A 12,633-nucleotide genomic window follows, 5' to 3' on the forward strand; every position below is an offset into this window, starting at 1 on the left:
TGTGGCCGGAACCGCCCCTCCTGGCTGTGTCGGGGATACTGGTAGGCGCAGACGTAGAGGGAAAGGCCACACATCGTGACTGAGATCGAGATCGGGCGCGGCAAGCGCGGCCGCAGGGCGTACGCGTTCGACGACATCGCCGTCGTCCCGAGCCGGCGCACCCGGGACCCGAAGGAGGTCTCGATCGCCTGGCAGATCGACGCCTACCGCTTCGAGCTTCCCTTCCTGGCCGCCCCCATGGACTCGGTCGTCTCGCCGCAGACCGCCATCCGCATCGGCGAGCTGGGCGGCCTGGGCGTGCTGAACCTCGAGGGACTGTGGACCCGGTACGAGGACCCGCAGCCGCTGCTCGACGAGATCGCCGAGCTGGACGAGGCGACCGCGACCCGCCGTCTGCAGGAGATCTACGCCGCCCCGATCAAGGAGGAGCTGATCGGGCAGCGGATCAAGGAGGTGCGCGACTCGGGTGTGGTCACCGCCGCCGCGCTCTCCCCGCAGCGCACCGCGCAGTTCTCCAAGGCCGTCGTCGACGCCGGCGTGGACATCTTCGTCATCCGCGGCACGACGGTCTCCGCCGAGCACGTCTCGGGCGCGGCCGAGCCGCTGAACCTCAAGCAGTTCATCTACGAGCTCGACGTCCCGGTGATCGTCGGCGGCTGCGCCACGTACACCGCGGCCCTTCACCTGATGCGCACCGGCGCGGCGGGTGTCCTCGTCGGCTTCGGCGGCGGCGCGGCGCACACCACGCGCAACGTCCTCGGCATCCAGGTCCCGATGGCGACCGCCGTCGCCGACGTGGCCGCGGCCCGCCGTGACTACATGGACGAGTCCGGCGGCCGTTATGTCCACGTCATCGCCGACGGCGGCGTGGGCTGGTCGGGCGACCTGCCGAAGGCCATCGCCTGCGGCGCCGACGCGGTGATGATCGGGTCCCCGCTGGCCCGCGCCACGGACGCGCCCGGCAAGGGCCACCACTGGGGCATGGAGGCCGTCCACGAGGACGTGCCGCGCGGCAAGCTGGTCGACCTGGGCATCGTCGGCACCACCGAGGAGATCCTCGCGGGCCCGTCGCACATCCCGGACGGCTCGATGAACTTCTTCGGCGCCCTGCGCCGTGCCATGGCCACCACGGGCTACAGCGAGCTCAAGGAGTTCCAGCGCGTCGAGGTCACGGTCGCGGACGCGCAGCACAAGCGCTGACCCACCGGTAGCCGTACCAGCGCCGGTCTTCGCGCGGCGCCGATGCCGACCGGCACGCGGACCGGCGCCGGCGTTCGGCAGTCGACGGGCGGGGGCCCCGCACCGAAGGGTGCGGGGCCCCCGCCCGTCCGCGGGGTGGCCGGCGTGAGGCCGCAGGGCCGTCAGAGGCGGTGTGCGGCGCCGGCCGGCGTGGCGCCGCGGGTGTCCAGGAGGAGCTGCGCCTTCACCGCCAGGCCCTGGAGGTCGTAGGTGCGGTGGTGCTGGAGAAGGACCGTCAGATCGGCGTGGGCGGCGGCCTCGTAGAGGGAGTCCGCGCGCGGGACGGGCACTTCGCGGACACGCCAGTCCGGCACATGGGGGTCGTGGTAGCTCACCACGGCTCCCAGATCCATCAGCCGGCGCGCGATCTCGTCGGCGGGGGAGCCCTCACGGTCGGCGAGATCGGGTTTGTACGTGATGCCCAGCAGAAGCACCCGGGCTCCGCGCGCCGACTTGCCGTGCTCGTTCAGCAGGGTGGCGCAGCGCTGGATGACGTACTGCGGCATGCGTTCGTTGACCTGGCCCGCCAGTTCCACCAGACGGAGCGGGCGGTGGGTCCCCACGGTGTCGACGGGGACGCCGTGGCCGCCCACGCCGGGGCCCGGGCGGAAGGCCTGGAAACCGAAGGGCTTGGTCTCGGCGCAGCGGATGACGTCCCAGAGGTCGACCCCGAGCTCGTGGCAGAGGACCGCCATCTCGTTGACCAGGGCGATGTTGACGTGCCGGAAGTTGGTCTCCAGGAGCTTGACCGTCTCGGCCTCGCGCGGCCCGCGCGCGCGTACGACCTTGTCCGTGAGCCGGCCGTAGAAGGCGGCGGCGGACTCCGTGCAGGCGGGCGTGAGGCCGCCGATGACCTTGGGGGTCGCGGTGAAGCCGTGGGTGCGGCTGCCGGGGTCGAGGCGGCCGGGGGAGTAGGCGAGGTGGAAGTCACGGCCCGCGCGCAGACCCGAGCCCTCTTCGAGGAGCTCGCGCAGCAGACCCTCGGTGGTGCCCGGGGGGACCGGCGACTCGAGCAGGACGGTGGTGTGCGGGCGCAGCCTCCCGGCCAGGGCCCGGGCCGCGTCGGCGACCGTGGCCAGGTCGAGGGCCCGGTCGGGGCCGAGGGGGGTCGGGGCGCAGATGACGGCCGTACGCACCCGGCCGAGTTCGGCGGGGTTGGTGGTGGGCCGGAAGCCCCCCGAGAGCATCCGGCGGATCTCCGACGCGGAGAGCGAGCCGTCGACGGGCGGACGGCCCGCGGCGAGTTCGGCGACCGGGCGGGGATCGGTGTCGTAGCCGATGGTGTCGACGCCTGCGGCGACGGCGGCCTGGGCGAGGGGGAGTCCGTGGTGGCCGAGGCCGATGACGGCGAGATCAGCGGGCATGAAGGTGGGCCGTCCTTCCCAGTAGCCGGAGGGGACGAGATGCGCAAGCCCGGTGGACAGAACGGGGTGAGCGCAATGTCAGACTAGGCGTAAATATGACCGATATGCGGCATTGGGTGGCCGAAGGTCGCCGAGTGTTATCCACAGGCGGTGGCTGAAGTCGGAGGGCGGGGACAGAATCGAGTCTGTGAGCCCGACCACTCGGGGGGACGACGGGAGGCAGCGGTGAGGACAGCGGCACTGGGGCCCGCCGAGCGCGCGGAAGCGCTCGCGGCGATGGCCGAGCGTGAACTGGACGTACTGGTCGTGGGCGCCGGGGTCGTCGGCGCCGGCACCGCCCTCGACGCGGTCACGAGAGGACTCTCCACCGGCATCGTGGAGGCGCGCGACTGGGCGTCCGGCACCTCCAGCCGGTCGAGCAAGCTGATCCACGGCGGCCTGCGGTATCTGGAGATGCTCGACTTCGCGCTGGTCCGGGAGGCGCTCAAGGAGCGCGGGCTGCTCCTGGAGCGGATCGCGCCGCATCTGGTCAAGCCCGTTCCCTTCCTCTATCCCCTGCGGCACAAGGGGTGGGAGCGGTTCTACGCCGGCTCGGGCGTCGCGCTGTACGACGCCATGTCCGTCTCCTCGGGCCACGGCCGCGGCCTCCCCGTCCACCGGCACCTCTCGCGCCGCCACGCCCTGCGCGTGGCGCCCTGTCTCAAGAAGGACGCCCTGGTCGGCGCGTTGCAGTACTACGACGCCCAGATGGACGACGCCCGCTTCGTGGCCGCCCTGGTGCGGACCGCCGCGAGCTACGGCGCGCGGGCCGCGAGCCGGGCGCGGGTGATCGGGTTCCTGCGCGAGGGCGAGCGCGTGGTCGGCGCCAGGGTCGAGGACGTCGAAGGCGGTGGTGAGTACGAGATCCGCGCCAAGCAGATCGTGAACGCCACCGGGGTGTGGACGGACGACACCCAGGCGCTCATCGGGGAGCGGGGGCAGTTCCATGTGCGGGCGTCGAAGGGCATCCATCTGGTGGTGCCCAAGGACCGGATCCACTCGACCAGCGGACTGATCCTGCGGACCGAGAAGTCGGTCCTGTTCGTCATCCCGTGGGGGCGGCACTGGATCGTGGGCACCACGGACACCGACTGGGACCTCGACAAGGCCCATCCCGCGGCCTCCAGCGCGGACATCGACTATCTCCTCGAACACGTCAACAGCGTCCTCGCGGTCCCGCTCGGCAGGGACGACGTCCAGGGCGTGTACGCCGGGCTGCGCCCGCTGCTGGCGGGGGAGTCGGACGCCACGAGCAAGCTCTCCCGGGAGCACACCGTCGCCCATCCGGTCCCGGGTCTCGTCGTCGTGGCCGGCGGCAAGTACACCACCTACCGGGTGATGGCCAAGGACGCCGTGGACGAGGCCGTGCACGCGCTCGACCAGCGGGTCGCCGCGTGTGTCACCGAGGACGTCCCGCTCCTCGGCGCCGAGGGCTACAAGGCGCTGTGGAACGGACGGGCCAGGATCGCGGCGCGGACCGGCCTCCACGTGGTGCGGGTCGAGCATCTGCTCAACCGCTACGGCTCCCTGACGGAAGAGGTCCTGGAGCTGATCGCCGCCGACCCGAGCCTCGGAGAGCCGCTGGCGGCCGCCGACGACTATCTGAGGGCCGAGATCGTGTACGCCGCCTCGCACGAGGGGGCCCGGCATCTGGACGACGTTCTCACCCGGCGCACCCGCATCTCGATCGAGACCTTCGACCGGGGCACCCTCAGCGCCCGCGAGTGCGCGGAGCTGATGGCGCCGGTCCTCGGCTGGGACGCCCGCCAGATCGAGAAGGAGGTGGAGCACTACGAGAAGCGGGTGGAGGCGGAGCGCGAGTCGCAGCGGCAGCCGGACGACCTGACGGCGGACGCGGCGCGGCTCGGTGCGCCGGACATCGTTCCGATCTGAGTCGCCGTCCGCATCCCGACCGAGTCCCGGTCCGAGTCCCGGTCGGCGGCCCGGTCCGAGTCCCGGTGTGCGTTCCGGTCCGGCGTCCGGTCGCGTCCCGGTCGCGAGCGCGTCCCGGGATCCGGACCGGGGTGCGATCTGACGGAACGTCCGAAGGGGGAGTGAACACGGCGCGCGCTCTGGTCTGTTGGGGCGTCCCCGCGCGATCCTGTCCACAGGGCCGGGGAACCTCGGAGGGGTGGCGGCGCGTCGGGTGGCATGGTGGGAGTGCCGTCCCCCGGGGCGGCCCTCTCGGACTGCGGACCCCGGAGCAGCATGGGTCCCGGCGTGAGAGACAATGGGCTCTCTTCCAGGGCGGGTTACCGCATCGCGCGGGAAGCGGCAGGCGCGGGCGAAGATCAGGGATCGCAGAGGGGACGCATGTCGGAGGCGGAGCAGTCGCGGGGCACGGCGCGGGACCCTCGGCGGGACGCCGGCGCGGGTGCCGGAACCGACGGCGACCGGGGTGTGGTTCCAGCGGCGCGTGAGGCGAAGCCGGACACGGAACCCGGCACGCGCACGGACACGGGCGCGGGCGGGAACGGGACCACAGGTCCGGGCGCGGGTACGGCGGGCAAGGTGCCGGCACCGGCGGCGCGTGAGGACGGGGTGGACCCGAAGCCGGAGCCGAAGGGCGAGGCGGGGGGCGCCCCGCGGGCGACCTCGGCCGGCGACGCCCAGCCGGCGGACGCGGCCTCCGCGGCGACCGGCTCCGGGCGCGGTGAGGCCGCGGACCCCGCGCCGGGTCGTGCCGAGCCGGCTGGCGCCGCGCCGGCGGACGGCAAGCCGAGCGATGCCGAGCCGGTCGGTGCCGAGCCGGTCGGTGCCGAGCCGGTCGATGCCGAGCCGGGCGTCGCCACGCCGGTCCGGAGCGCGCCGGCCGCCGCCGCGCCCGCCTCTTCGGCGACGCCGAAGACCTCCGGCGCGGGACAGGGGTTCAGGAAGACCGGTGGAGCCGGGCGGTCCGCGAAGCCGCAGAGCGTCGGCGCGACGGTCGAGGGAAGCCTGCTGGCCGGGCGCTACCGCCTCGGCGGAGTGCTCGGACGCGGCGGCATGGGCACGGTGTGGCGGGCGGTCGACGAGACGCTCGGACGGACGGTCGCCGTCAAGGAGCTGCGCTTCCCGAACAGCATCGACGAGGAAGAGAAGCGGCGTCTCATCACCCGGACCCTGCGCGAGGCCAAGGCCATCGCCCGGATCCGCAACAACGGCGCCGTGACCGTCTACGACGTCGTCGACGAGGACGACCGGCCGTGGATCGTCATGGAGCTGATCGAGGGCAAGTCCCTCGCCGACGCCGTCCGCGAGGACGGCACGCTCACTCCCCACCGCGCCGCCGAGGTCGGTCTCGCGATCCTCGACGTGCTGCGCTCCGCGCACCGCGAGGGCATCCTGCACCGCGACGTGAAGCCGTCGAACGTGCTGATCGCCGACGACGGCCGGGTCGTCCTCACCGACTTCGGCATCGCCCAGGTCGAGGGCGATCCGTCGATCACCTCCACCGGCATGCTCGTGGGCGCCCCCTCGTACATCTCGCCCGAGCGGGCCCGCGGTCACAAGCCCGGACCGGCCGCCGACATGTGGTCGCTGGGCGGACTGCTGTACGCCAGCGTCGAGGGCAGCCCGCCGTACGACAAGGGTTCCGCGATCGCGACGCTCACCGCCGTGATGACCGAACCCGTCGACCCGCCGAAGAACGCGGGCCCGCTCCTGGAGAAGGTCATCTACGGCCTCCTCGCCAAGGACCCCGCGCAGCGGCTCGACGACGCGGGAGCCCGGGTGCTGCTGCGGGCCGTGCTCGACGCGCCCGCACCCGTGGTGGAGCCCGAGCACTCGCCGGAGGCGACCCGGGTCGTCCCGCTGCCGCCGGTACCCCCGGAGCCGCCGTTCGGCCCCGCCACCACCGGCAAGGCGGCCGGCGGCAGGTCGACGGGCGACGCGGCCGCCGAGCGTCTGCGCGGGGCGCTGCAGTCCGTGCGCAACGCCGCCGTGGCCAAGCCCGACCAGAAGGCGGCCACGACCGTGCGGTCCGCCGCGGTCCAGGGCGCCGCCAGGCCCGCCCCGGCCCGGGCGTCGCTGACGGACGTCGTTCCCCGCCGCACCCTCGTGATCATCGCCGCGGTCGTGGTCGTGGCGTTGCTCGCCACCATCCTGACCGTCGCACTGAGCGGCGACGACACGAAGGGCGGCCAGGGCGGCGGCAAGGGCACCGGCGACAAGGTGACCTCCGCCGGTGCCACGGCCGGCAACGGCGACGAGCAGGCCCAGACCCAGGGCCAGGGCCAGGGCCAGGCGCCGAGCGACCCCGGCCAGGAGGGCGGCGACCAGCCGGGGGCCACGGGCGAGCAGAGCGGAAAGCCGTCCGGGAAGCCCGGCACGGGCACCCCGGGTACGGGCGGCGCGCGACTGCCCGCCGGCTACACCATGGTGACCAACGACCGCTTCCACTTCAGTATGGCGATGCCGTCGACCTTCAAGCTGAACGCGATCGCCGGTGTGAACTCCGGCGGGATATTCAACGCGAACGGCGGCTTCCCGCGCGTCCAGGTCGACTTCAACGCCAGCCCGAAGGACGACGCGGCCAGCGCCTGGGCCGGCGCGGTGGCCGGAGTGTCCGCGACGAGCAACGGCTACCGCCACATCGGCATCAGGGCCGTCTCGTACAAGGGCTATCCGACGGTCGCCGACTGGGAGTTCGAGCGCAACCAGAGCGGGATCCGGGTACGGATACTGAACCGGGGCTTCAAGGTGGACGCCAAGCGCGGATACTCGATCATGATCAGCTGCAGGGCGGACGCGTGGAACGCCGCGGAGTGCAAGACGCTGCGGGATACGGCGTTCGCCACGTTCAGCCCCAAGGACTGACCCGGGGCACGTATCGTGAGTGGCCATGGACCGTACGCATTCGGACAGAGCCGATAACAGTGCGGGCCTTGACCGGAATTGACGGTTACGTACGTCCTCGGAGTCCATGAGATCTCCGAGGGCGGACGGGACCCGGGGGACAGCGCGCTCGGTGGGGAGGCGTCGTGGAGGACTACGCGGGCAGGGTGCTCGCCGACCGCTATCGTCTGCCGCTCGCGCCCTCGGACGCCCTCGACCTGGTGGAGACGCGCGCCTTCGACACCTACAGCGGCCAGGAAGTGGTGGTCCGTCAGGTGCCGCTGCCGGAGGTCGTCGACGCCGAGTTCCTCGACGGCGACGCGGCGGGTGACGGGTACGGAGGCCGCGGTGGCGGGTTCGCGCCGCACCGGGGCGAGGGGCGGGCCACCCGGCGCCCGGCCGACCCCGCCGTGCGGCGGGCCGTCGAGGCGGCGCAGGCCGCCGCCCAGATCCCCGACCACCCCCGGCTCGACCAGGTCTTCGACGTGTTCGCCGAGGCCGGGTCGTTGTGGATAGTGAGTGAACTGGTGGCGGCCCGGCCGCTGGCGGCGCTCCTCGCGGAGGGCCCCCTCAACCCCTACCGTGCGGCGGAGATCGGGGCCGACGTCCTCACCGCCCTGCGGGCACTGCACGCCCACGGCTGGACCCACCGGAACATCACCCCGCGGACGGTTCTCGTCTGCGACGACGGGCGTGTGGTGCTGACCGGGCTCGCGGCGGGCGCGGCGGAGGAAGCCCTGTGCGGCTACGCCCCGGTGCCGGCGCCCGAGGAGGACGGCCGCCGGTACGACGCCGAGCCCGCACTCCCCGCCGAGTCCGGCTTCCCGGCCGATGCCGGGTTCCACGTCCCCCCCGAGCCTTCCGGCGAGACCGAGTGGCCGGAGCAGGACCCTCACCCGGAGCAGGGGCCTTCACCGGACCCGCACCTGCCCGCGGTCGCCGGGCGCCCGGGCCCGGGCGCGGTCGTTCCCGGGGCCCGCGCGCGTCCGGAGATCGAGCCGTACCCGCCCCGGGGGACCGATGCGTCCGACGGGCCCGGCCCTCCGGCCGCGAGCCCGGCCGCCGACGTCCGGGCGGCCCGTGCGGGCGCGATCGCCGCCTACCGGGCGGGAGCCCGTGCCGCCGCCCGGATCGGCGAGGCCGGGGCCCTTCCGGCCGGGCGCCGGGGCCCCGCGCCCGACTCCGCCGGCCCCGCCACGGACCCCACCCCCGATCCCGATCCCGCTCCCGGCACCGACTCCGCCGGCGGCAGGGACCGGAACCAGGCCCATGGCCCCGGCCCCTCCCCGGGCTCTCTCGGCGAGGCGTCACACGACCCCTCCCGCGACCCCGGTCGCGACCTCGGACCGGGCCGGGACGACGCACCGGCCCTGCCCGCCTACCCCACGCCCGTCCCCGCGCAGGGCCTCGGTCCCGAGCCGCGCTGGTGGTCCCAGGCCGTGGACGACGAGGACGACGAGGACGACGACGAGGACCGCCGTGGCGGGTACGGCGACGGCGGCCGGCCGCCGCGGGCACTGCTCACCGGCTCCTGGAGCGACGGTCCGCACGCCTCGCGCGACGGTGGGGGGCCGATTCCCGCCGGCGGCTCGGGCTCCGGCGCGCGGCAGGTGCTTCCGGGCTCCGGCCGCCCGGCCCTTCCGGCCGGCTACGCCCCGGCGCAGGCCCCCGCCCCCGCACCCGGCTCCGGCTCCGGTGGCTGGGACGACGAGACCGAGGCGGACGAGAGCGGTGCCGCGCGGCGGTACGGCGGCCCCGCCACCCGTCTCGACGCCGAGCGGGCCCGCCAGACGCGGATCGCCGTCATCGGCGCCGTCACCGAGCGCTGGGCCCCCGAGCAGGCGGCGCCGGTCCACGAGAACTGGCGCCTGGCACCGCCCATCGGCCCCGTCACCGACCTCTGGGCGCTCGGCGCGCTGCTGTACCGGGCCGTCCAGGGCCATGCCCCGTACCCGGAGGACAGCGCCGCCGAACTCGTCCAGCTCGTCTGCGCCGAGCCCCCGGCCTTCGCCGAGGAGTGCGGGCCCCTGCGCCCCGTCGTGGAGTCCCTGCTACGGCAGGACCCCACCGAGCGGCCCGACTTCGAGGAACTGCGCGGCTGGCTGCGCTCCCTCGTCCGGTCGGCCCCGGAGCCGGAGGCCGGCGTGGGCGTCGTGCCGCTGCCGTCCTTCGACGCCACACGGCTGCCCGTCGTGCGCCGCCGCGGCGAACTGGTGCGCAGGCGCCGAGCCGCCGCGGCGGGCGGCCGTCACCGTCACAGGAAGGGCAGGCAGCCCGCCCGGCCCGGCCCGGCCCACGAGCCGCGGAGGTCCGGCCGCACCGCCCGCCCGGCCCCGGGCCGCGAGTTCCCGCACGAGGAGTTCCACGAGGAGCTGCCGCAGCGGGCGCCGCGCGCCCCCAAGGCGGCCCGCGCTCCGAAGGCGTCGGGTGCCCCGCGGTCCCCGCGTTCCCTCGGCCGGACGCTCCTGCTGCTCATCCTGCTGCTGCTCGGTGGAGCCGTCGCGTACGCGGTGATGTTCATGCCCAAGGAGGGCGCCGGAGGCCAACGGTCCGCCGGGCAGACCGGCGGACGGTCCGCCGAGCCCTCCACCCCGTCGAAGGACCCCGCTCCGACGTCCGGCGCGCCCGGCGCGAAGCCCACCCCGAAGCCCGGTGCCACGCCCGGCCGTACGGCCCCGCCGGCCGCCACCACCCCGCCCGCCGCCGGCCTCGCGGCGGGGTACAGGCTGCGCACCGACCCCGAGGGCTTCCAGGTCGGCGTCGCCGACGGCTGGCGGCGCAGCCCGATCAACGACGCGGGACAAGTCCGCTACACCGGAGGGGACTTCACCCTCATCGTGGTGCCCGGCCGGGACACGGTGCAGGCCGACGGCTCGGATCCGATGGCGTACCAGCGCACCAAGGAGCGGGAGCTCCAGCCCTGGCGGGACTCCTCCTGGTCCAGCGCCTCGGGGCTGCGCCGCATCGACGTCGGCCGACAGGCCATGGCGGTCGGCGAGTTCACCTGGCAGGACAGCACCGGCCGGATGGTCTTCGTCCGCAACCTCGCCCTGATCGAGCGCGGCCGGTACCACGTGGTGCAGGTCATCGGCCCGGAGAACGAACGGGACAAGGTGTCCGAGATCTACGACCAGGCCGTGAAGGTCTATCGCGCGACGCGCTGAACCCCGCGCCGGGCAGGGACACTCGCCCGAGGCGTCCGGCGAGGTGTCCGCGCAGCGACGGGTGGTTCCACGGGCGGTGAGGGCGGGGACACCGCCCGTGGGGCCCGGTCACAAGGATGTTCCGTTGCCCGCCCCGAGGTTCCGCAGCCCGCGCGGTCTCCGTAATCTGGCCTACGAAGGAACGGGCGGGGGCAAGTGGAACATTCTCAGAACGCAGACGCGGGGCCGGGGACCGGAGCGGACACGGGGGAGGGCCTCCTGCTGGCCGGACGCTACCGGCTGGGCGAGACCATCGGCCGCGGCGGCATGGGCAAGGTCTGGCGCGCCCATGACGAGGTGCTGCACCGGATCGTGGCCGTGAAGGAGTTGACGGCGGGTCGGTTCGTCGCCGAAGCCGACCGCCTCGTGCTGCACGCCCGTACGCAGAAGGAGGCCCGCGCCGCGGCCCGGATCACGCATCCGGGCGTCGTCACCGTCCACGACGTGCTGGAGCACGACGCCCGGCCCTGGATCGTCATGCAGTACGTCGACGGGCCGTCCCTCGCCGATGCCGCGAAGGAGACGGGCACGATCGAGGCCCGCGAGGCGGCCAGGATCGGGCTGCACGTCCTCGGAGCCCTGCGCGCCGCTCACGCGGCGGGGGTGCTGCACCGGGACGTGAAGCCCGGGAACGTCCTGCTGGCCCGCGACGGCCGGGTCCTGCTCACCGACTTCGGGATCGCGGCGATCGAGGGCGACTCGACGATCACGCGCACCGGTGAACTGGTCGGCTCCATCGACTACCTGGCGCCGGAGCGGGTGCGGGGCGGCGATCCCGGACCCGCCTCCGACCTGTGGTCGCTGGGCGCGACGCTGTACACGGCGGTGGAGGGCACCTCGCCCTTCCGGCGGACGTCCCCGATCAGCACCATGCAGGCGGTGGTGACGGAGGAGCCCGCGCCTCCGGCGAAGGCGGGGGCGCTGGCCCCGGTCATCGTCGCCCTGCTCCGCAAGGACCCGGCGCACCGGCCGCGCGCGGACGAGGCCGAGCGGATGCTGCTCGACGCCATGGAGGGCCGCCCGTCGCAGGCGGCGCAGGCGTACGTCCCCACGCAGCGGGTGGGGCGGGAGGAACTGACCGCCGCCACCACCGCGCTGCCGGTGTCCCCGCCCCCGGCGGAACCCGAGTCGGCCCATCAGTCCCCTCCGGGTCTGCGGCCCCGTCCGGCTCATCCGTCGCGCCCGGGCCCGGGTGCCGGTTCCACCTCCACCCTTCCCGACGTTCCGCTGACCGCGCCCGCGCGGAGCCGCGGACGGTGGCGCACGGCGGTCCTGGCCGCCGTGCTCGCGGGTCTCGTCGCGGGCGGGGCCGTGTTCGCCGCCATGAACTACTCCGCCGGGGGCGAGGCCGACCGCGGCCGCCGCGCCGCGGAGCAGAGCGCCACCTCCGTGGCACCGGCGAAGAACGGGATCCCGGCGGGCTGGCACCGGGTGGAGGACCCCGAGGGCTTCAGCCTGCTCGTCCCCAAGGGCTGGAAGCGGCAGACGGACGGCGACCAGATCGACTACACGCCCGACAACGGCCGCCACCGCATCCGGATCAGCGTGGACGACAGCCCCGACTTCGAGAACCCGTACGCGCACGTGCAGAGCCTGGAGAACGACGTACGGGACCGGCTGCCGGACTACCGGAAGATCCTGCTCAAGCAGAACACCTACCGCGATCAGGTGCGTTCCTGCCTGTGGGAGTTCACCTGGACCGAGCGGAAGAACTTCCCCGGCCCGCGCCGCGCCATCGACCAGTTCTACTACGCGGACGACGGCACGGAGTACGCGATCTACATGTCCTCGCCGGTGGACAGCTGGGAGACCACGCGCCAGCAGTTCGACATCGTTCTCAAGCACTGGCGCGCGCCCGGCGCCTGAGCCGCCCGGAAAAAGTCGGCGGCGCCCGTCAGCGGCGGTAAGCCGCTGATCAGCGCTTATGTGCCAGTGATCACTGGCGCTGTTGTGTGCGGTCGGTGAAAACGTAT

Annotated in this window: 6 protein-coding genes; 5 read left to right on the forward strand and 1 reads right to left on the reverse strand. The window is 74.1% G+C overall.

All coding sequences use genetic code 11. From position 1 onward, the window contains the following. Window positions 1–75 precede the first annotated feature (75 nt). The gene (locus AB0K65_RS20910; RefSeq protein ID WP_190101676.1) at window positions 76–1,200 is read left to right on the forward strand and encodes a GuaB3 family IMP dehydrogenase-related protein; all 1,125 of its coding nucleotides are present in this window, start codon (window positions 76–78) and stop codon (window positions 1,198–1,200) included. A 161-nt stretch (window positions 1,201–1,361) separates the two neighbouring features. Here the strand turns inward: AB0K65_RS20910 and AB0K65_RS20915 are convergent, their stop codons facing one another. Beyond that, entirely contained in the window at window positions 1,362–2,603 is a 1,242-nt protein-coding gene (locus AB0K65_RS20915; protein ID WP_365718584.1) for a nucleotide sugar dehydrogenase, read from the reverse strand. A gap of 225 nt (window positions 2,604–2,828) precedes the next feature. Here AB0K65_RS20915 and AB0K65_RS20920 point away from each other — a divergent pair, with 225 nt between their 5' ends. The 4 genes from AB0K65_RS20920 to AB0K65_RS20935 all read left to right on the forward strand — a co-directional run bounded on the left by AB0K65_RS20920 (window position 2,829) and on the right by AB0K65_RS20935 (window position 12,526). After that, window positions 2,829–4,535, forward strand: coding sequence for a glycerol-3-phosphate dehydrogenase/oxidase (locus AB0K65_RS20920; RefSeq protein WP_365718586.1), 1,707 nt, complete (start codon window positions 2,829–2,831; stop codon window positions 4,533–4,535). A 420-nt stretch (window positions 4,536–4,955) separates the two neighbouring features. After that, window positions 4,956–7,439, forward strand: a complete 2,484-nt coding sequence (locus tag AB0K65_RS20925; RefSeq protein WP_365718588.1) for a protein kinase — start codon at window positions 4,956–4,958, stop codon at window positions 7,437–7,439. A 164-nt stretch (window positions 7,440–7,603) separates the two neighbouring features. After that, on the forward strand, window positions 7,604–10,621 hold the full coding sequence (locus AB0K65_RS20930; protein WP_365718590.1) for a serine/threonine protein kinase: 3,018 nt from the start codon (window positions 7,604–7,606) through the stop codon (window positions 10,619–10,621). 258 nt (window positions 10,622–10,879) lie between these two features. Then, window positions 10,880–12,526 (forward strand): protein kinase, encoded by a 1,647-nt coding sequence (locus AB0K65_RS20935; protein WP_365718651.1) that lies wholly within the window; start codon window positions 10,880–10,882, stop codon window positions 12,524–12,526. Window positions 12,527–12,633: the final 107 nt, after the last annotated feature.

Source organism: Streptomyces sp. NPDC053755 (assembly GCF_040677675.1).
GTDB lineage: Bacteria > Actinomycetota > Actinomycetes > Streptomycetales > Streptomycetaceae > Streptomyces.

What these genes read in the sequence shown, in the direction of transcription:
- AB0K65_RS20925 (WP_365718588.1), top strand. Translation starts at nt 4,956, where the DNA reads ATGTCGGAGGCGGAGCAGTCGCGGGGCACGGCGCGGGACCCTCGGCGG.
- AB0K65_RS20915 (WP_365718584.1), bottom strand. Translation starts at nt 2,603, where the DNA reads ATGCCCGCTGATCTCGCCGTCATCGGCCTCGGCCACCACGGACTCCCC.